General features: G+C 71.7%; 17 protein-coding genes, 1 tRNA gene and 1 pseudogene. 12 read left to right on the forward strand and 7 right to left on the reverse strand.

The genetic code is table 11. From position 1 onward, the window contains the following. Window positions 1–1,539 (reverse strand): annotated as a pseudogene (locus HCC30_RS22315) (hypothetical protein); the annotation flags it as partial. A gap of 23 nt (window positions 1,540–1,562) precedes the next feature. Next, the gene (locus HCC30_RS22320; protein WP_169444461.1) at window positions 1,563–2,561 is read right to left on the reverse strand and encodes an SMI1/KNR4 family protein; all 999 of its coding nucleotides are present in this window, start codon (window positions 2,559–2,561) and stop codon (window positions 1,563–1,565) included. 459 nt (window positions 2,562–3,020) lie between these two features. On the opposite strand from HCC30_RS22320, the gene HCC30_RS22325 reads away from it, so the two are divergent. Together HCC30_RS22325 and HCC30_RS22330 are read left to right on the forward strand one after the other, a co-directional pair. Beyond that, window positions 3,021–3,635, forward strand: coding sequence for a YwqJ-related putative deaminase (locus tag HCC30_RS22325; RefSeq protein ID WP_206324191.1), 615 nt, complete (start codon window positions 3,021–3,023; stop codon window positions 3,633–3,635). Then, window positions 3,632–4,138 carry an SUKH-3 domain-containing protein gene (locus HCC30_RS22330; RefSeq protein WP_169444465.1) on the forward strand — a complete coding sequence of 169 codons (507 nt, stop codon included), beginning with the start codon at window positions 3,632–3,634 and terminating at the stop codon, window positions 4,136–4,138. Before HCC30_RS22325 ends, HCC30_RS22330 begins: the two co-directional genes overlap by 4 nt. Before the next feature lie 21 nt (window positions 4,139–4,159). On the opposite strand, the gene HCC30_RS22335 is transcribed toward HCC30_RS22330, so the two are convergent. Beyond that, window positions 4,160–5,605 carry a histidine kinase gene (locus tag HCC30_RS22335; protein WP_169444467.1) on the reverse strand — a complete coding sequence of 482 codons (1,446 nt, stop codon included), beginning with the start codon at window positions 5,603–5,605 and terminating at the stop codon, window positions 4,160–4,162. A 177-nt stretch (window positions 5,606–5,782) separates the two neighbouring features. Here HCC30_RS22335 and HCC30_RS22340 point away from each other — a divergent pair, with 177 nt between their 5' ends. The 7 genes from HCC30_RS22340 to HCC30_RS22370 all read left to right on the forward strand — a co-directional run bounded on the left by HCC30_RS22340 (window position 5,783) and on the right by HCC30_RS22370 (window position 11,689). Then, window positions 5,783–6,646, forward strand: a complete 864-nt coding sequence (locus HCC30_RS22340) for a hypothetical protein (RefSeq protein WP_169444468.1) — start codon at window positions 5,783–5,785, stop codon at window positions 6,644–6,646. Between the two features lie 29 nt (window positions 6,647–6,675). Further along, window positions 6,676–6,747, forward strand: a tRNA-Gln gene (locus HCC30_RS22345). Window positions 6,748–6,944: 197 nt separating this feature from the next. After that, a complete protein-coding gene (gene glmU, locus HCC30_RS22350; RefSeq protein ID WP_169444470.1) occupies window positions 6,945–8,426 on the forward strand; it encodes a bifunctional UDP-N-acetylglucosamine diphosphorylase/glucosamine-1-phosphate N-acetyltransferase GlmU in 1,482 nt (493 codons plus the stop codon). 97 nt (window positions 8,427–8,523) lie between these two features. Continuing rightward, window positions 8,524–9,504 carry a ribose-phosphate diphosphokinase gene (locus HCC30_RS22355; protein WP_169444471.1) on the forward strand — a complete coding sequence of 327 codons (981 nt, stop codon included), beginning with the start codon at window positions 8,524–8,526 and terminating at the stop codon, window positions 9,502–9,504. Window positions 9,505–9,704: 200 nt separating this feature from the next. Then, complete coding sequence (locus HCC30_RS22360; RefSeq protein WP_169444473.1) at window positions 9,705–10,292, forward strand: 50S ribosomal protein L25/general stress protein Ctc; 588 nt, start codon at window positions 9,705–9,707, stop codon at window positions 10,290–10,292. A 130-nt stretch (window positions 10,293–10,422) separates the two neighbouring features. Beyond that, window positions 10,423–11,028 carry an aminoacyl-tRNA hydrolase gene (gene pth, locus HCC30_RS22365; protein ID WP_169444475.1) on the forward strand — a complete coding sequence of 202 codons (606 nt, stop codon included), beginning with the start codon at window positions 10,423–10,425 and terminating at the stop codon, window positions 11,026–11,028. Window positions 11,029–11,164: 136 nt separating this feature from the next. Continuing rightward, window positions 11,165–11,689, forward strand: coding sequence for a hypothetical protein (locus HCC30_RS22370; protein ID WP_169444477.1), 525 nt, complete (start codon window positions 11,165–11,167; stop codon window positions 11,687–11,689). A gap of 107 nt (window positions 11,690–11,796) precedes the next feature. On the opposite strand, the gene ppc is transcribed toward HCC30_RS22370, so the two are convergent. Beyond that, window positions 11,797–14,472, reverse strand: a complete 2,676-nt coding sequence (ppc, locus tag HCC30_RS22375; RefSeq protein ID WP_346776765.1) for a phosphoenolpyruvate carboxylase — start codon at window positions 14,470–14,472, stop codon at window positions 11,797–11,799. A gap of 477 nt (window positions 14,473–14,949) precedes the next feature. Here ppc and HCC30_RS22380 point away from each other — a divergent pair, with 477 nt between their 5' ends. Together HCC30_RS22380 and HCC30_RS22385 are read left to right on the forward strand one after the other, a co-directional pair. Then, the gene (locus HCC30_RS22380) at window positions 14,950–15,978 is read left to right on the forward strand and encodes an acyl-CoA desaturase (protein ID WP_240979817.1); all 1,029 of its coding nucleotides are present in this window, start codon (window positions 14,950–14,952) and stop codon (window positions 15,976–15,978) included. Continuing rightward, the gene (locus HCC30_RS22385; protein ID WP_169444480.1) at window positions 15,975–16,649 is read left to right on the forward strand and encodes a TetR/AcrR family transcriptional regulator; all 675 of its coding nucleotides are present in this window, start codon (window positions 15,975–15,977) and stop codon (window positions 16,647–16,649) included. Before HCC30_RS22380 ends, HCC30_RS22385 begins: the two co-directional genes overlap by 4 nt. 22 nt (window positions 16,650–16,671) lie before the next feature. On the opposite strand, the gene HCC30_RS22390 is transcribed toward HCC30_RS22385, so the two are convergent. The 3 genes from HCC30_RS22390 to HCC30_RS22400 all read right to left on the reverse strand — a co-directional run bounded on the left by HCC30_RS22390 (window position 16,672) and on the right by HCC30_RS22400 (window position 18,230). Next, window positions 16,672–16,983 carry a helix-turn-helix transcriptional regulator gene (locus HCC30_RS22390; protein WP_346776758.1) on the reverse strand — a complete coding sequence of 104 codons (312 nt, stop codon included), beginning with the start codon at window positions 16,981–16,983 and terminating at the stop codon, window positions 16,672–16,674. Further along, window positions 16,980–17,330, reverse strand: a complete 351-nt coding sequence (locus HCC30_RS22395; RefSeq protein ID WP_169444482.1) for a type II toxin-antitoxin system RelE/ParE family toxin — start codon at window positions 17,328–17,330, stop codon at window positions 16,980–16,982. The genes HCC30_RS22390 and HCC30_RS22395 overlap by 4 nt, the downstream gene beginning before the upstream one ends. A 75-nt stretch (window positions 17,331–17,405) precedes the next feature. Further along, window positions 17,406–18,230: a methyltransferase domain-containing protein gene (locus tag HCC30_RS22400; RefSeq protein ID WP_169444484.1), complete on the reverse strand. Its 825-nt coding sequence runs from the start codon at window positions 18,228–18,230 to the stop codon at window positions 17,406–17,408. Window positions 18,231–18,302: 72 nt separating this feature from the next. On the opposite strand from HCC30_RS22400, the gene HCC30_RS22405 reads away from it, so the two are divergent. After that, a complete protein-coding gene (locus HCC30_RS22405; RefSeq protein ID WP_169444486.1) occupies window positions 18,303–18,800 on the forward strand; it encodes a MarR family transcriptional regulator in 498 nt (165 codons plus the stop codon). Window positions 18,801–18,809 lie beyond the last annotated feature (9 nt).

Consider the following 18,809-nt stretch of genomic DNA (forward strand, 5'->3'; position numbering starts at 1 on the left):
CGGGGGGCCCGGCGGCGGGGGCGGACCCGGGGCCGCGGGCGGCGGGCCGGGGGGTGCGGGCACGCCGGAGGCGGCCGGGCCCATGGCGGAGGGGTCGGCCAGCATCGTCGCGGCGTGGTGGACGCCGCCGCCGGACGCGCCGTCGGTTCCGTCAGCCGGAGTCGGGGTGCCCTCGCCGGAGGTGGCGTCGCGGCTGTCGGTGCCGGAGCCGTCCGTGGGGGCGGCCTCGGCGGAACGGGCGTCGCTCTCGTTCACCTGCGCGGCCAGCGCCTCGGCGGAGACCATCTGCGTCGGCACGTACCCGGCACCCGGCGAACCCGGCACCCCGGGACCCGCGCCACCCGGCCTGGCCCCCGGCGCACCGGGCGCACCCGGCGGCGGCGGAACGGACGGACCGCTGCCCCGCGACGCCTGCGCACCCGGACCACCCGCACCCGGCACCCCGGGCGGCGGGGGCGGCGGCGGAGCACCGGGAACGGCGGCGGGCGGCGGGGGCACGCCCGGACCGGCCGCCGACGGGTCGGCCGGCGTCGTCGCCGCGTGGTGCGCACCGTCGCCGGAGGTGCCGTTCGGGCCGTCCGAAGTGCCGGACGGCTCGGGAGAGTTGGTGCCGGCGACCGGGGACGGGTCGTCCTCGGCGTCCTCGTCCGGGCCCGCGCCGTCCGCGAGCACCGCCGTGCGCGCCTCGGAACGCTCGCTGGGCGGCGGGGGCGGGGTGTCGTCCTCGTCGCTGCCGCTGATCGGCGGCGCGAAGACCGTCGCGGGCGGGTGCTGCGCGTCGAAGGCGGCGCTGCTCGTCGTGTCGGCGGCGTCCCACGGGCTCGGCTCGGCGCCGGAAGCCGACGCGTACCCGTCCGGGGCCGGGGCGTCGGCCGGGGGCGGCGGAGGCGCGGCGGGCATCGGCGGCGCCCCGGCCGGGAGCACGTCCTCGGGCCCGGGAGCGGCGGAAGTGTCCTCCGCGGACGGCGAGTCGACCGGAACGCCCGCCTCGGTCGGGGCCTCCGACGAGGAGGCGGCGGCGCCCTCGGCCTCCGCGACCCCCTCCTTGAACGCCTCGAAGGCCTCGATCCCCTCGATGCCCTCGGGCTCCGAATCCGTTGAACTGCCGGCGCCCGCCGGGCCGTTGGCGTCCGCAGCAGCAGGACCGCCCGCCGGTTCCTGACCACCGCGCTGGTCGGCCGCCTCCTGGAGCCATTCCGGCGGGGTCAGCAGGAAAGAGGTCGCCTCCAGGTCCACGGGGCGGGCGAACACGCCGCCCTCCGGCTCGGCGGGGGCGGGGGCCGGGCCGTACTCCTCCTCGTAGCGGCGGATGACCTCGCCGACCGGCAGGGCCGGCCAGAGCGTCATGTCACCGGTGTCGCGCGCGATCACCAGCCGCGTCCGGCCGCCGTCCGTCGTCGGGCCGTCCTCGCGGTCCTCCGCCCACGCGACGAAGCCGAGATCGAACTCCCGCACCCGCACCTCGCGCCGCTGGAACGCCGTCACCTCGGCGTTCGCCCAGCGCTCCGCACGCTCCTGCGCCTGTGCGAAGGTCACCATCGTCCGTCCACCTCACACACCGCTCACACCTGGACGGCGCGCGCGAAGCCGCCGTCCACCATCAGGTTCGCCACGGTCTCCAGCTCGGGCGGATTGCCCGCGAGCCGCAGCAGGAAGTCGTCGAAGTCCGCGCCGCAGGGCCGCAGCAGCAGCTCGACCCGCTGCCGCACGTCCAGCCCGTCCCGGTCCTTGGCGTCGTCGAACGCGCAGAACCAGACCGAACCCAGCGCCTCGCCCCGCACCTTCACCGCCACCAGGCCGCCCTGCACGAAACCGACGCCCAGGTAGTCCTTCGTCAGATGGTCACGCAGACACTTGTTCACGTACACCAGGTCGTTCACCGCGGGGTCGTCGCGCACGGTGAGGAACGGCTGGTCCACCAGCAGCCCCAGCTCCGCGTCCAGCGCCACCCCGCGCGGGGCGCAACCGCCCGCGGCCTTCAGGAAGTCGCGGTACGCGCCGGGCAGCCGGTAGCCGAGACGTTCCTCCGCGTCCAGCACCGCCTCCTCGCTCACCGCCACCCCGTGCGGCACCTCGAAGTGCACCGGACGCGTCTCCTGCAACGGCCGCGTGCCGCCCTTGTCGTGGTCCACCGCCGTCGTCGCCAGCCCGCCGTGGTGCCGCAGCAGCGCCTTGACCTCCACCGGGACCAGCTCCATGCGGCGGCCGCCCGCCACGTGGTGCCACGTCCAGCCGTGCGGGGTGGCCACCGGCGGCAGGTCCGTCCACAGCTCGTGACCCGTCGCGTGCAGGGCCGCGTTCGCCGACACGTAGTCCGTCAGGCGGAGTTCGTCACCGCCGAAGCCCTCGGGCGGCTCCGCCACCTCGGCCGCCGCGCGCGCGTACGGGGAGAAGTCGGGAAAGCCCGCCTCGTCCACCCGCACACCCCGCGTGTGCCGGGCCCGGCGCACCGGGTCGGGAAAATTCACCACCTGTCCGGCATAGGCCCGGTTCGGTGGCGCGGCCGTCCCGCGGCCCGAGGGGCCGGGAGGTGCCTCCGGCCCGAGCCGACCTGACGTCATGGCGGTAGCCCCCTGCTGCATCCGATGGTTCCGCACAGCCTATGCCGTACGTCATGGGCCGGTCATCGCACCTCGGCAGACCCCACACCCCCTCCGCGAACCCCGCGCCCCACCGTTTCCCGGCGCTCCCGCCTCCGGCCCAACTCCCGCCCGGAGCACGCCCCACGAGCCCCCGTGAGCGCCGCCCGCACGCCCCCACAACCGGCCGCGCCCCCTCCCGCCCCACGCGCACGCCGTACGGGCCCACTTGGGCCCCCGCCACGGAACACCGGCGCCGGTACGGCACGTTCCGGCCCCGCACGGAATCCGTCACGGAGCCGTGACACGACCGGCGGCATGATCGACTCGTACCGCACACTGCATACTTGGCCCCGCCCCACGGCAAGTACCGCACACAACCGGCACACACGACACACACCGCACACACGGCAGAAGGGGCCGCGCGGGGAGGAAGCGCCAATGAACACCGCACCGCTGGACACCGCACCCGCCGCGCAGTCCCCCGCGCCGGGCAGCATCCCCCACCCCGCCGCGCAGGACCCCCGCGTCGGCTGGACCGCGGCCGACGACCAGGCGCCCACCCTCCACCAGCGCCGCGACGGCATCCTGCCCGCGATCGCCGCCGCCCTCTCCGTCCGCGGCGAGACCCTCACCTGCACCGGCAGCAAGGCCGACCAGCCACCCCCGGCCCACCCCCTCGTGCAGGACTTCCTCGACACCCTCACCGCCGAACGCCGCGAGCGGTACACCGGACGCTGCGCCGAGACCGTCCTGTTGTCCCGCTTCCTCACCGCCACCGAGGAGGAACGCGCCAACAAGGGCGGCAAAGGCGGCAAGACCGGAAAACGCGGCGGCAAGAAACCAGCCAAACCCAAGCCGCTCACCCACAACGAGGCCAAGCGCGCCCTCAAGCACGGGAAGATCACCGCCCGCCACATCCGCGAGGACGGCGACCCCCTGCACGGCGCCTACGCAGCCCCCTGCCGCTCCTGCACCGCCCTGCTCCACCACTTCGGCGTCCGCGCGGTCGACCCAGGACCCCACCCCGAACACCCGCAGGAGGAGACCCGTTGAGCCCGTCCCCCGACCGCAGCTCCACCCGCTTCCCCGTCGCCGTCGACGACGCGCTCAACGCCGCGGGCTGGCACCCCGGACGCTGGGACATACGGCAGGCCGAGCACTGGGCCGACGTCCTCCGCGAACACACCACCCCCGCCGGCCACACCCACGCCGTCTTCCCCGCCGCCGTCGAGGTCTGGGCCGAGTTCGGCACCCTCGACATCGCCCCCACGGGCCCCGGCCGCCACATCGCCCCCGTCACGCTCCGCGTCGACCCGCTGCCCGCGCTGCACGCGGCCCGCACCCTCTCCGACCTCGGACGCACCCTCGGCACCGGCATCTGCCCCCTCGGCACCGAACGCGACAGCCGAGCCCTCGTCTGCACCGACACCCGCGGCCGCGTCTACAGCATCGACCACACCGGCGACTGGTACCTCGGCCCCGACTTCGACACCGCCCTCTCCGCCCTCATCACCGGCAACCAGCCCACCCGGCTCACGCTGCCCGCGGACACCTGACGGGCGGAGGACGCCCCCGCCTCAGCCGCGGTCCGGGATCACCGCCGACACCCGGAACCCCCCGGCGTCCGTCGCCCCCGAGACGAAACCGCCGCCCAGCGACGTCACCCGCTCCCGCATACCGACCAGACCGTTGCCGCCGCTCGGCAGCCCCGCGTCCCCGGCACCGGCACCCTCACCCGGCGGCTCGTTCTCCACCTGCACCGCGACCTCGCCCGCACGGTGCGCCAGCCGCACCCGCGCCCGCGCCCCCGCCGCGTGCTTGTGCACGTTCGTCAACGCCTCCTGCACCACCCGGAACGCCGTCTGCTCCACCGCGGCCGCATAGCACCTCGGCTCCCCCTCCACCGAGAAATCCACCACCATCCCCGCCGTACGCGACTGCCCCACCAGCACATCCAGCTCCTCCAGCGAAGGCCCGGCCACCTCACCGTCCCCCTCACCGGCAACCTCCCCCGGAACGTCCGCACCCCCGGCCGGACCCCCGGACTGCCCCTCGGCACCGCCCGAAGCCCCCGCACCCCGGCCCGAGGACGACGCCGCGAACTCCGCCAGCCGCGCCGGAACCTCCGACGCCCCCGACGCACGCCCCCCACCGGACGCACCGGCGCCCTCCGCCTCCGCACCGTCCATCTCGTCCGCCCGCAGCACACCCAGCATCGTCCGCAGCTCCGACAGCGCCTGCCGCCCCATGTCCCCCACCAGCTGCGCGTTCTTCGACGCCTTCTCCGGGTCCTTCAACGCCACCGCCTGCAACGCCGCCGCGTGCACCACCATCAACGACACCCGGTGCGCCACCACGTCGTGCATCTCCCGCGCGATCCGGTGCCGCTCCTCACTCCGCGCCCACTCGGCCCGCTCCTCCGCACGCTCGGCCAGCAGCGCCAGCTCACCCTCCAGCCCCTGCGCCCGCTCCCGCAGCGACTCCACCAGCCGCCGCCGCGCCCCCACGTACAGACCCAGCAGCACCGGCGGCGCCGACAGACCCAGCGACATCACCACCGACACCAGCGGAATCAGCCACGACGGCGGATCGAAATCCGGGTCCCGCCCCATGCTCTGATGCATCCGCACAAAGGTGATCACCAGCGTGCCCACCGCCTGCATCCCCGACAGCAACGCGATGATCCGCCGCGGCACGTCCGAGGCCGCCAGCGAGTACAGGCCCACCACGCCGAGCAGGAAACCCATCTCCGTCGGCGTCACCGCGATCGCCACCAGCACCACGGCCACCGGCCAGCGACGCCGCAGCACCAGCACCGACCCGACGACCACGCCCAGCACGACCCCGGCCCACACCGGAAGCCCCGCCTCCTCGGCGAAACCCACGCCCTGCCAGCCGCACTCCCCCGCCGACGCCACCGCCAGGGAGACATCCAGCGCCGCACCACGCCGCCGCTCCCACCACAGCGGCCCGCCGCCCTCGGCGGCCGCTCCGACGGCCCGGCCATCCCCCGTCTCGGTCATACCGCCCAGCGTACGACCGGCCACGCCACCCCTCTCCGGAGAGGGCCCGAACTCGGCATTCCGCCCCACAAGCAGCTTCGACCCCATTCCGCAGCGGAACCTCACACATCCCCTCGAACCGGTGAATCGACAGCATTTTCGCACCCACCGGACCTCTGTGCGACGACGCTGTCCCCCATGACCCCCGACGTACCGGCCCCCGCCGCCCACCACGAAGAACTCCGCGACCGGGCCGTCGCCCTCCGCCGCCAGGGCCTCAGCCGCCGCCGCATCCGCGACCACCTCAAGATCGGCAACAACGACCTCCTCAACCGCCTCCTGCGCGGCGAACCCCCACCGGACTGGACCCGCCGCCCCAACGCCAAGGACGCCCAACGCACCCGCGCCCGCGAACTCCGCCGCGCGGGCCTGACCTACGACGAGATCGAGCTGGAACTCGGCGTCTCGAAGGGCTCCGTCTCCCTCTGGGTCCGCGACCTCCCCAAACCCCCGCCCCGCCGGGACCGGCAGGAACAGGCCCGCCTCGCGGCCACGAAGCGCTGGGAACACGAGGCGGCCCTCCGCGAGACCGAACGCCGCCGCACCACGGCGGCCGCCCACGACGAGATCGGCGAACTGACCGACCGCGAGCTCTTCCTGATCGGGGTGGGGCTGTACTGGTCGGAGGGGGCGAAGAGCAAGCCGTACCGGAGGCGCGAGCGCGTCGTCTTCGTCAACAGCGACCCGGGGATGATCAAGGTCTTCCTGGCCTGGCTGGACCTGCTGGGGGTGGCGCGAGACCGCCTGCGCTTCACGGTGATGATCCACGAGTACGCGGAGGTCGCGACGGCGGAGGAGTTCTGGGCCCGGGAAGTCGGCATCGACCGGCATCAGTTGCTCAAGACGACATTGAAGAAGCACAACCCGAAAACGGTGCGCAAGAACACCGGCGAGAACTACCGGGGCTGTCTGACCGTAGGAGTTCTGCAAGGAGCCGATCTGTATCGTCGCATCGAAGGCTGGTGGTGCGGCATAGTAGGGGCGGCACCTCGACCGGACTGACAAAATGTCCGTTTCGGTCGGCTTTACCATCCCCCGTGGTGTAATGGGCAGCACGACTTACTTTGGATAAGTTGGTTCAGGTTCGAGTCCTGGCGGGGGAGCAGTGCCAAAGTTCGGGTCCCGGCTCACACCGAGCCGGGACCCTTCGTCGTTCCCCGGCCCCCCGCGCGCCCCCGTACGCCGGGCGGCTTCGCCGGACGGGCCGGCCGCTCCTCCCGCCCCTCCTCTTCGGGTCGCGACCCCCCGGTATCCTGCGGGTGTCAGCCCCCCGAACCCCCAGTAGCCGAAGGGCACCCCCGTGAGCGCCAATCGCCCGGCAGCCGTCGTCGTACTCGCAGCGGGTGAGGGCACCCGCATGAAGTCGGCGACTCCGAAGGTTCTGCACGACATCTGCGGCCGTTCCCTGGTCGGTCACGTCGTGGCCGCGTCCCGCACCCTGGACCCCGAGCACCTCGTGGTCGTCGTCGGTCATGCCCGTGAGCGGGTGACCGCGCATCTCGCCGAGTGCGACGCCCAGGTGCGCACGGCCGTGCAGCACGAGCAGCGCGGTACGGGCCACGCGGTGCGGACGGCGCTGGAGGAGCTGGCCGGCTCCGGTGCGGCGCTGGACGGCACGGTGATCGTGACGTGCGGTGACACTCCGCTGCTGCGGGGCGAGACGCTGCGCGCGCTGGCGGAGACGCACGTGCAGGACAAGAACGCGGTGACGGTGCTGACGGCCGAGGTGCCGGACGCGACGGGTTACGGGCGCATCGTGCGCGACCCGGACAGCGGTGTGGTGACGGCGATCGTGGAGCACAAGGACGCGTCGGACGCGCAGCGGGCGCTCCGTGAGATCAATTCGGGTGTGTTCGCCTTCGACGGGCGGCTGTTGGCCGAGGCGCTGGGCAAGGTGCGGACGGACAACTCGCAGGGCGAGGAGTACCTGACGGACGTGCTGGGGATTCTGCGCGGGGCCGGGCACCGGGTGGGTGCTTCGGTGGCGGGGGACCACCGGGAGATCGCGGGGATCAACAACCGTGTGCAGCTGTCCGCGGCGCGGCGGATGCTGAACGAGCGTCTGGTCGAGGACGCGATGCTGGCGGGCGTGACGGTGGTGGACCCGGCGTCGACGTGGCTGGACGTGTCGGTGACGTACGAGCCGGACGCGGTGGTGGAGCCGGGTTCGCAGGTGCTGGGTGCTTCGCATCTGGGCGCCGATTCGGTGGTGGGTCCGCATTCGCGGGTCGAGGACACCGTGGTGGGCGCCGGGGCGAAGGTGCGCAATTCCGTCACGGAGGGTGCGCGTATCGGTGCGGGGACTTCGGTGGGTCCGTTCGCGTATCTGCGTCCGGGAACGGTGCTGGGTGAGTCGGCGAAGGCGGGGAGTTTCGTCGAGATCAAGAATGCGGAGATCGGGGACGGTACGAAGGTTCCGCATCTGTCGTATGTGGGTGACGCGTCGATCGGTGAGCACAGCAACATCGGTGCGGCTTCGGTGTTCGTGAACTATGACGGTGTGGACAAGCACCGGACGACGATCGGGTCACATTGCCGCACGGGGGCGGACAACATGTTTGTGGCTCCGGTCACGGTCGGGGACGGCGCCTACACGGCTGCGGGTTCCGTGATCACGAAGGATGTGCCGGCGGGTTCGCTGGCTGTGGCGCGTGGTCAGCAGCGCAATATCGCGGGCTGGGTGGCGCGGAAGCGGCCGGGAAGTGCGGCGGCGCAGGCGGCGCAGGGCGCCGGTGAGCAGCGGCCCGAGGGTTCGGACGAGGGGCCCGGGCGGGCCGGTTGATGGTCTTCGTCTCGTCGCTGGTGGGTACACGGTCCCGCCGGGCGGGGCGTACGGTAAAGAAGCACGGACGCGCAGCGGAACGCAAGGAGACAGTGCAGTGACCGGGATCAAGACGACCGGCGAGAAGAAGCTGATGCTCTTCTCCGGCCGCGCCCACCCCGAATTGGCGGAGGAGGTCGCAGAGCAGCTGGGTATCGATGTGGTCCCGACCAAGGCCTTCGACTTCGCGAACGGCGAGATCTACGTTCGTTTTCAGGAGTCTGCCCGTGGTGCGGACTGCTTTTTGATGCAGAGCCACACGGCTCCGATCAATAAGTGGATCATGGAGCAGATCATCATGATCGATGCGCTGAAGCGTGCTTCCGCGCGGAGTATCACGGTGATTGTTCCGTTCTACGGATATGCCCGGCAGGACAAGAAGCACCGTGGCCGTGAGCCGATTTCGGCGCGGCTGATGGCGGATCTGCTGAAGACGGCGGGTGCGGACCGGATTCTCACGGTGGATCTGCACACGGACCAGATCCAGGGCTTCTTCGACGGCCCGGTGGACCACCTGTTCGCGCTGCCGATCCTGGCGGACTACGTGGGCGCGAAGGTGGACCGGAACAAGCTGACGGTGGTGTCTCCGGACGCGGGCCGGGTGCGGGTCGCGGACCGCTGGGCGGACCGGCTGGGTGCTCCGCTGGCGATCGTGCACAAGCGGCGTGACCCGGACGTGGCGAACCAGGTGACGGTGCACGAGGTCGTGGGTGATGTCGAGGGCCGGGTGTGTGTCCTGGTCGACGACATGATCGACACCGGTGGCACGATCTGCGCCGCGGCGGACGCGCTGTTCGCGAACGGTGCGGAGGACGTCATCGTGACGTCGACGCACGGTGTGCTGTCGGGTCCGGCGGCGGACCGGCTGAAGAACTCGAAGGTGAGCGAGTTCGTGTTCACGAATACGCTGCCGACGCCGAACGAGCTGGAGCTGGACAAGATCACGGTGCTGTCGATGGCGCCGACGATCGCGCGTGCGGTGCGTGAGGTCTTCGAGGACGGTTCGGTGACGAGCCTGTTCGAGGGCGACGACGCCTGAGGCTTCCGCCCGGTTGATCGATTTTTCGGCGGCCTTCCTCGCCGAGTAGACTCATGAGGTCGCTCGGCGAGGGAGGCCGTTCGTGCGTGTATCGCACGGCTTTCGGCGTATCCGTTATCGACGCGCGCTCTTCGTAGCTGGTCTGTCGTGGACGGACCGAGTGACACCGCAGTTCGTTTTCTACTACGAGGAGCGCAGCCATGGCTGACGTCAATCTCACGGCAGAGGTCCGCAAGGAGTTCGGCAAGGGCGCTGCCCGCCGTCTCCGTCGCGAGGACAAGATGCCCGCGGTCATCTACGGTCACGGCGCCGAGCCGGTCCACGTCGCGCTGCCGCGCTACGACATGATGATGGCCCTGAAGACCCCGAACGTCCTGATCAACCTGGACATCGAGGGCCGCAAGGAGCTGGTGATCCCGAAGGACGTCCAGCGTGAGGCGATCCGCAGCTTCCTGCTCCACGCGGACCTGCTCGTCGTGAAGAAGGGCGAGAAGGTCACCGTCGACGTGCCGATCCACGTCGAGGGCGAGCTGGCCCCGGGTCAGCACCTGCTGGAGCACGCGCTGAACACGCTGCCGGTCGAGGCCGAGGCGACGCACATCCCGGAGACGGTGACGGTTTCCGTCGACGGTCTGGCCGCGGGTGACACGGTCTACGCAAAGGACGTGCAGCTGCCGAAGGGCACGACGCTGGCCGTCGAGGCCGACGACGTCGTGATCCAGGTTCTGGCCGCGCAGGCCGAGGAGCCGGCTGCCGAGGCCGCCGAGGGCGAGGGTTCCGGGGAGTAATTCCCGGCTTCCGCCGTCGTTTTGTTGCGATTGCCGTCGCGTGCCAGGGGTGCGCGGCGGCAGTCGTGTATGTGTGGGCGTGTGTCCGCGCGTGGGTGCGCGGGCCGGTGTGGATTGGGGTCTGTGCGGGATGGCTGAGGTGAACGGCGGGGACGCGTCGGGGCCGTGGCTCGTGGTGGGGCTGGGGAATCCGGGTGCGGAGTACGCGGGGAACCGGCACAACGTGGGTTTCATGGTGACGGATCTGCTGGCGTCGCGGATGGGCGGGAAGTTCAAGACGCACAAGGCGCGGGCGCGGGTGCTGGAGGGCCGGGTGGGGGCTCCGGGGGTTTCGAGTACGCGGGTGGTGCTGGCGGAGCCGATGTCGTTCATGAATCTGTCGGGCGGTCCGGTGACGGCGCTGCGGGACTTCTACAAGGTGCCGCTGGAGCGGATCGTGGTGGTGCATGACGAACTCGACATCGATTACGGGGTGTTGCGGCTGAAGCGGGGCGGCGGGGACAACGGGCACAACGGTCTGCGGTCGCTGTCGAAGTCGCTGGGCCGGGAGTATTTCCGGGTGCGGTTCGGTGTGGGGCGTCCGCCGGGGCGGATGCCGGTGGCGGATTACGTGCTGAAGGATTTCTCGTCGGCGGAGCGGAAGGAACTGGACTACTTCGTGGACCGGGCTGCGGACGCGGTGGAGTCGTTGATCGTGGACGGTCTGGAGCGGGCGCAGTCGACGTACAACTCGTGAGACGGTGCGGGGAGTTCGTGGTCGCGGTGGTGGGTGAACCGGCCGAGAAGGCGTGAAAGCGCCGATAGTGCGTCATCCCTGGCAAGCGGGATGCGGAGGTTGACCGTCCACTGTTTCTTCACGAAGGATCGCGGACATGCCATCCCGAACATCCAGCAAGCGCAGCCGTACCCGACGGGCCGGGGAGGGGCTGTTCGGTGTGCTGTTGCTCGCGAAGGCGCTGCTGATGGCGTTGATCGCGCTGATGCTGGTGTGCGCGGGGCTGTGGACGTCCTGGCGTGCGGCGGAGCCGGCGATGTTCGGCGAGCGGACGGGGACGGTCCGGATCGAGGACTGCGGCGGTGACGTGTGCACCGGCCGGTACTTCCCCGGTGACGCGACGGGCGGTGCGCCGCCCGAGGAGCGGCACGAGGTGACGATCGGCGAGTCGGTGTCGGGGCGTCCGGGCGAGACGCTGGAGGTGGCGCTGCGTCCGGGCACGAACGAGGTGGTCCGCCGGGACATGGCGGGCGTGCTGTACGCCTGGGTGCCGTTCGGTGGTTCGCTGCTGCTGGCCTCGCTGGTGGTGGCGGGCGGTCTGCGGATGCGGCGTACGGCGTGGTCGATGGGGCTGCTGGGTGCGGCCTCGATGGCGGCGGCCTGGGCGCTGCTGACGTTCTGAGCCCGGTGAAGCGCTCGCGCGCGCACGGGAGTTGAGCCGTGGATGCGGCGGGGCCCCGGGGAGTCGGTGACTCCCCGGGGCCCCGCCGCTTTTGCGCGCCGCGCGCGTCAGCCGGTGTTGCGGAGGCCGGCGGCGACGCCGTTGACGGTCAGCAGCAGGGCGCGGCTGAGGGTCTGGTCGGGTTCCTCCTGCGCCTTGGCGGCCTCGCGCTGCCGGTGCAGCAGGCTGATCTGGAGGTACGAGATCGGGTCGAGGTAGGCGTCGCGGATGGCGAAGGTCTGCTTGAGCACCGGGTCGGCGTCGAGGAGTTCCCGTTCGCCGGTGATGCGGAGGACCTCGGCGACGGTGAGTTCGTGCTCGGCCCGGATGGTGTCGAAGACGTGCTTGAGCTCCTCGGGCACCAGGGTGTCGACGTATGCCTGGGCGATCCGCAGGTCGGTCTTGGCCAGCGTCATCTCGACGTTGGAGAGGAAGTTCTGGAAGAAGTGCCAGTGCTCGTAGGCCTCTTCGAGAACGGTGTCGAGTCCTGCCTCGCGGGCGGCCTTGAGGCCGCTGCCGACGCCGAACCAGCCGGGGACGATCTGCCGGGACTGGGTCCAGCCGAACACCCAGGGGATGGCGCGGAGTCCGTCGAGCCCGGCGCCGCTGTCGGGGCGGCGGGAGGGGCGGGAGCCGAGGTGGAGTTCGGCGAGCTGGTCGACGGGGGTGGAGGCGAAGAAGTACGCGGGCAGGTCCGGGTCCTCCACGAGCTGCCGGTAGGCGGCGTGCGAGGCGTCGGAGACGGTGTCCATCGCGGCGTCCCAGCGGGCCAGTGCCTCGTCGGACTGGCGGGGCGCGGTGTGCAGCGCGGACGCCTGGAGGGTGGCGGAGACGGTGAGTTCGAGGTTCTCGCGGGCGAGGGACGGCACGAGGTACTTGTCGGAGATGACCTCGCCCTGCTCGGTGACCTTGATCTCGCCCTCCAGGGTGCCCCAGGGCTGGGCGAGGATCGCGTCGTGGGTGGGGCCGCCGCCGCGGCCGACGGTGCCGCCGCGGCCGTGGAAGAGGCGCAGCCGTACGCCGTGCCGGTGGGCGACGTCGCGGAGCCGGCGCTGGGCGCGGTGGATCTCCCACTGGGAGGTGGTGATGCCGCCGAACTTGGAGGAGTCGGAGTAGCCGAGCATGACCTCCTGCAGGTCGCCGCGGAGCGAGACGAGCTTGCGGTAGGAGGGGTCGGAGAGCATCGCGTCGAGGAGCTCGTCGGCGATCTTCAGCTCGTCGGTGGTCTCCAGCAGCGGGACGATGCCGATGCGGGCCCAGCCGGCGTGCAGGTCGATCAGTCCGGCCTCGCGGGCGAGGACGGCGGCGGCGAACACGTCGTCGGCGCCCTGGCACATGGAGAGGATGTACGACTCGATGACCTCGGGCCCGAAGGTGTCGAGGGCCTTGCGGACGGTGTGGAAGACGCCGAGCGTCCGGGCGCCTGCCTCGTCGAGCGGGGCGTGCGGCGGGGACAGCGGGCGGCGGGCGCGCAGTTCGCGGGCGAGGAGCCGCTCGCGGTAGTCGCGGGGCATGTCGGTGTAGCGCCAGGACTCCTCGCCGAGCCGGTCGAAGAGCTGGCCGAGGGCGTGGTGGTGGGCCTCGGCGTGTTCGCGGACGTCCATGGTGGCGAGCTGGAGGCCGAAGGCGGCGAGGGTGCGCAGGATGCGCTCCAGGCGGCCGTCGGCGACGAGTTCGCCGCGGTGTTCGCGCAGGGACCGCTGGAGGACGGTCAGGTCGGCGACGAGTTCACCGGTGCCGAGGTAGTCGCGTCCGGGGACGTGCGGGATGTCGGAGGCGAGCCGCTCGCGGGTGTTGAGGAGCTTCTGCCGTACGCAGGTGGCCTTGAGGCGGTACGGCTCCTCGCTGTTGAGCCGCTTGTAGCGGGGGCTGATCTCGGGCAGCGCGTCGAGGTCGGCCTCCAGGGAGGCGAGGAGTTCGTCGGTGGCGCCGCTGTTGCGGATGGAGTTGGAGAGGGCGCCGCGGAGTTCGTCGACGTGTTCCAGCGCGTCGGTGATGCCGTGCTCGTGCTGGAGCAGCAGGACGTCCCAGGTGACCTGGGGGGTGACGTTGGGGTTGCCGTCGCGGTCGCCGCCGATCCAGGTGCCGAAGGTGAGGGGGCGGGTGCCTGTGGGCAACGGGGCGCCGGCGCGGTCGAGTTCGGCGGCGAGGTCCTCCAGGACGTCGCCGACGGCGCCGGCGTGCAGCTCGTCGAGGTAGTAGATCGCGTTCCGGGCCTCGTCGGCGGGCTCGGGGCGGGCGACGCGGAGTTCGTCGGTCTGCCAGATGAGGTCGACGTTCTCGGCGATGCGGAGGTCGGTGCGGCGCCGCTCGGCCGGGTCGGTCTGCTCCAGCAGTTCGGCGATCTTGCGGAGCTTGGTGAGGACGGAGCGGCGGGCTGCCTCGGTGGGGTGCGCGGTGAAGACGGGGCGCACGCCGAGGTTGCGGACGGTCTCGGCGAGGTGCTCGGGGTCGGCGTCCTTGAGCATGTCGGCGGTGCGGGCGAGGTTGCCGCCCTCGGCCGAGCGGCGGGCGCGCAGTTCGCGTCCGCGGTGCACCTGCTCGGTGACGTTGGCCAGGTGGAAGTAGGTGGAGAAGGCCCGGACGAGCTTGCTGGCGGTGGCCAGGTCGGTCTTCGCGAGCAGGGCTGCGGCGGCGTCGCCGTCGCTGCGGGTCAGGGCGCGCACGCGCTCGACGAGGTCGAGGAGTTCGGAGCCCTCCTGGCGTACGAGGGTCTCGCCGAGGAGGTCCCCGAGGCGGCGGATGTCCGCACGGAGCGCGGAGGGGTCGGCCTCGTCGGTGGACCCGGTGACGGGTGCGGATCCGGCGGCCCGGTGCTGGTGGCTGTCGGCACTGCTCACAGGTGCGGCTCCTTGCGGCGTTCTCGGCGTCTCGGCTTCCCGTCCGGTCCCGGCCGGCGAGGGCAGGTCCGGGCTGTGTACGGGCGGGTCCGAGCGTTTCGGCTCAGCGGCTTGTGGCTCTGCGCAGCATGCTCCCGGTGCCGCTGCGCTCTGGCGGGTGCGGACCGCGCTGTCCGACGCTTCCCAGGATAGGTCGCCCTGCTCGGGGGCATCGGTGCCGTCCGATGGGTGACCACAGTTACGTATCCCCCGAACCCCCCTTGCTACGCGTGTGAGGGCTGCCATACTTACGAAGCCGTAGGTTACGGTCCCGTAGCTCCGCTCGGCTCACGGCCGTGGCCCGCGAAGATCCGTCCCCCCTCCGTATCGACGAGGAACCCCATGACCACAAGCCCGGACTTGCTCGACAGTGCCCGGGAGCCGTCCCCAGGCGGCGGCTCCGACGGCGCCTCCGACGACAGGCAGAAGCTCCCCGACCCGTCCCAGGTGTCCGCGACGCTGGGCGGCGAGAAGCGCCGCTCCGTCGAACAGATCACGCTGCTGCTCTTCATCACCCTCCCGTTCGTGGCGCTGCTGGCCGCGGTGCCGCTGGCGTGGGGCTGGGGCGTGAGCTGGCTGGACCTCGGCCTGATGGTGGCGATGTACTTCATCGGCTGCCACGGCATCACCATCGGTTTCCACCGCTACTTCACGCACGGCTCGTTCAAGGCGAAGCGCCCGCTGCGGATCGCGCTCGCGGTGATGGGCTCGATGGCCGTCGAGGGCCCGCTGGTCCGCTGGGTCGCCGACCACCGCAAGCACCACAAGTTCTCGGACGCGGAGGGCGATCCGCACTCGCCGTGGCGGTACGGGGAGACGGTGCCCGCGCTGCTGAAGGGCCTGTGGTGGGCGCACGTCGGCTGGATGTTCGACGAGGAGCAGACCCCGCAGCACAAGTACGCGCCCGACCTGGTCAAGGACCCGGTGATCCGCCGCGTCTCGCGGCAGTTCGTGCTGTGGACGGCCGTCTCGCTGCTGCTGCCGCCGCTGGTCGGCGGGCTGGTGACGATGTCCTGGCAGGGGGCGCTGACGGCGTTCTTCTGGGGCTCGCTGGTGCGGGTCGCGCTGCTGCACCACGTCACGTGGTCGATCAACTCGATCTGCCACGCGGTCGGCAAGCGGCCCTTCAAGTCCCGTGACCGCTCGGGCAACGTGTGGTGGCTGGCCGTCCTCTCCTGCGGCGAGTCCTGGCACAACCTGCACCACGCGGACCCGACGTGCGCGCGGCACGGCGTCGAGCGCGGGCAGATCGATTCCAGCGCGCGGCTGATCCGCTGGTTCGAGCGCGCGGGCTGGGCGTACGACGTGCGCTGGCCGAAGGCCTCGCGTATCGACTCCCGCCGCAAGGAGCCCGCGGCCGACGCGGCATGATGGTGTCCGTGCCGACCGACGACAGCAACGCCAACAGCGCGAAGAAGGAAAAGCGTACGCGCCGCCGCATGACCGGCAAGGAGCGGCGGGAACAGCTGCTGGACATCGGCCGCACTCTCTTCGCCGAACGCGGCTTCGAGGGCACGTCGGTCGAGGAGATCGCGGCGAAGGCCGGGGTCTCGAAGCCGGTGGTGTACGAGCACTTCGGCGGCAAGGAAGGGCTGTACGCGGTCGTCGTGGACCGTGAGATGCGGCAGCTGCTGGACATGGTGACCGGCGCGCTCACCGGCGGTCACCCGAGGGAGCTGCTGGAGCAGGCCGCGTTCGCGCTGCTCGACTACATCGAGCAGTACACCGACGGCTTCCGCATCCTCGTCCGCGATTCGCCCGTCGCCCAGTCGACGGGCACCTTCGCCTCGCTGATCAGCGACATCGCGACCCAGGTCGAGGACATCCTCGGCCGGGAGTTCAAGTCCCGCGGCTTCGACCCGAAGCTGTCCCCGCTGTACGCGCAGGCCCTGGTGGGCATGGTCGCCCTCACCGGACAGTGGTGGCTGAACGTCCGCAAGCCCAAGAAGGCCGAGGTCGCCGCGCACCTGGTGAACCTCGCCTGGCACGGCCTCGACGGCCTCGAGGCCAAACCCCGCCTCATCGGCCACCGCCGCGCCTGACCAGGGGGACGGGACGGCCGCCTCAGGCCGTCGCCGTTCCGCGGGGGGACATCGCCACGTGCAGGTCGAGCTCCAGGGCGCGGGCCAGCCGGTCCAGCACCGGGATGCTGGGCACCGTCCCGCCCCCCTCGAACCGCGCGACGGCGGACTGCGTCATCTGCGCCCGCCGTCCCAACTCCTCCTGCGAGAGCCCGAGTTCGAGCCGACGGGTGCGGACGGTGGAGCCGAGCTCGAAGCGGAGCCGCGCGGCCGCGTACTCCTCCTCGATCTCCGCCGTGATCGGCCGGGCCCGCCGGGCCTCGGCCAGGCCGGTGGTCCTGCGCTTCTCCGTCACTGCTGTTCCTCCTCCGCCGTGTGCCCCTCTGCCTGGCAACGCTTCATGGCCTGCCGCGCCCGCTCCACCTCGGCGAACTCCCGCATCCGCGTCTTGGGGAAGACCGTGAGCAGAACGATGCGCCGGTGGGGAGCGATCCAGTACGAGATGCGCATCCGCTGACCGCCGCAGTAGAAGCGCAGTTCACGGAGCTTCCCGTCGAGCTGTCGGGTGTAAGGCTCTCCCAGGTGAACGCCGTAGGCCTCCAGCAGGTCCAGGTGCATCAGCGCCTGGGCCCAGTGCTTGTCGTCCAGGCTCTCGAGCCATGACGAGACCTCAGGCTCGAGTTCGACGGTACCCCAGTTCATAGCATTGACGCTATGACCCTGCCGCCTGCCCGGACGGGGAAAAGCCGTCACCTCACCCGAAAGAGGCCACCCCCGTCACCCCCGCTTCCGCGCCACCGTGAAGATGCGGCGGAAGGGGAACGGGGTGCCGTGGGGGGTGGTGGGGTAGGCGGTGCGGAGGGCGGTGAGGTAGTCGGCGAGGAAGGCCTCGCGGGTTTCGGGGTCGTCTTCGAGGAGGGTGAGGACGGGGCGGAGGGTGGTGCCCTTGGTCCACTCCAGTACGGCGTCCTCGCCGGGGAGCAGGTGCAGGTAGGTGGTCTCCCAGGTGTCGACCTCGCAGCCGAGCGGGGCGAGGGTGGCGAAGTAGCCGGCGGGGTCGAGGACGGTGGCGCGGTGCGGGGCTTCGTCGTGCCGGGTGCCGAGGCGGGCGCGCCAGCGCGGGGAGTCGCGCAGTTCGTCGAGGAGGGTGTGGGAGGCGGCACCGTCGTTGCCGGGGACCTGGAAGGCGAGGACGCCGCCGGGCGGGAGCGCGTCGATCCAGGCGGGGAAGAGGCGGGGGTGCTCGGGCACCCAGTGGAAGGCCGCGTTGGAGAAGATCAGGTCGACGGAATCCGTGGCGGGGCGCCAGTCGGCGATGTCGGCCGGGGCGAAGTCGAGGCTGCCGCCGCCGGTGGTGGGTCCCGCGTGGGCGCGGGCCTCGTCGAGCATGGCGGGTGAGCTGTCGTAGCCGGTGACGCGGGCCGCGGGCCAGCGTTCGACGAGGTGGCGGCTGGGTTCGCCGGGGCCGCAGCCGAGGTCGGCGACGCGGGGTGCGGGGGCGCCGGGTGGTTCGGGGACGCGGGCGAGGAGGTCGCGGAGGGCGCGGGTGCGGGGTGTGGAGTGACGGAGGTACTGCTGCGGATCCCATGCGGAAGTGGTCACGGGCGCAGAATCTACCCCGGTTTGTCTCGACGTCAAGAGACTTCACGTCGACACAACTACTACACTGATCGCATGGAGGACGAGGTCGACCGACTGGTGGCAGCCTGGCGCCGCGAGCGCCCGGACCTCGACGTGGAACCGTTGGAGGTGCTGAGCCGCGTCAGCAGGCTCGCGCGCCATCTCGACCGCGCGCGGCGCATCGCCTTCGCCGAGCACAACCTGGAGCCCTGGGAGTTCGACGTGCTCACCGCGCTGCGGCGGGCCGGAGCACCGTACCAGCTCTCCCCCGGGCAGCTCCTCACGCAGACCCTCGTCACCTCGGGCACCATGACCAACCGGATCGACCGGCTCGCGAAGAAGGGCCTGGTCGAGCGGCTGCCCGACCCCAGCGACCGGCGCGGTGTACTGGTACGCCTCACCGACGAGGGCCGGGACCGGGGCGACTCGGCGCTGGCCGGCCTCCTCGACCAGGAGCGCGCCATCCTCGTCGAGCTCTCCTCCGCGCAGCGCGCCGAACTCGCGGGCCTGCTCCGCCAGTTGACGGCCCCGTTCGACAACATCCCGACGTAGCCGGGCGGC

The sequence above is a fragment of the Streptomyces sp. HNM0574 genome, from assembly GCF_012726235.1.
GTDB lineage: Bacteria > Actinomycetota > Actinomycetes > Streptomycetales > Streptomycetaceae > Streptomyces.

Bases quoted from the DNA above. Each gene is read 5' to 3' on its own strand.
- HCC30_RS22320 (WP_169444461.1), bottom strand. From the start codon at position 2,561: ATGACGTCAGGTCGGCTCGGGCCGGAGGCACCTCCCGGCCCCTCGGGC.
- HCC30_RS22325 (WP_206324191.1), top strand. From the start codon at position 3,021: ATGAACACCGCACCGCTGGACACCGCACCCGCCGCGCAGTCCCCCGCG.
- HCC30_RS22335 (WP_169444467.1), bottom strand. From the start codon at position 5,605: ATGACCGAGACGGGGGATGGCCGGGCCGTCGGAGCGGCCGCCGAGGGC.
- HCC30_RS22340 (WP_169444468.1), top strand. From the start codon at position 5,783: ATGACCCCCGACGTACCGGCCCCCGCCGCCCACCACGAAGAACTCCGC.
- HCC30_RS22360 (WP_169444473.1), top strand. From the start codon at position 9,705: ATGGCTGACGTCAATCTCACGGCAGAGGTCCGCAAGGAGTTCGGCAAG.
- pth (WP_169444475.1), top strand. From the start codon at position 10,423: ATGGCTGAGGTGAACGGCGGGGACGCGTCGGGGCCGTGGCTCGTGGTG.
- HCC30_RS22370 (WP_169444477.1), top strand. From the start codon at position 11,165: ATGCCATCCCGAACATCCAGCAAGCGCAGCCGTACCCGACGGGCCGGG.
- HCC30_RS22380 (WP_240979817.1), top strand. From the start codon at position 14,950: ATGACCACAAGCCCGGACTTGCTCGACAGTGCCCGGGAGCCGTCCCCA.
- HCC30_RS22385 (WP_169444480.1), top strand. From the start codon at position 15,975: ATGATGGTGTCCGTGCCGACCGACGACAGCAACGCCAACAGCGCGAAG.
- HCC30_RS22395 (WP_169444482.1), bottom strand. From the start codon at position 17,330: ATGAACTGGGGTACCGTCGAACTCGAGCCTGAGGTCTCGTCATGGCTC.
- HCC30_RS22405 (WP_169444486.1), top strand. From the start codon at position 18,303: ATGGAGGACGAGGTCGACCGACTGGTGGCAGCCTGGCGCCGCGAGCGC.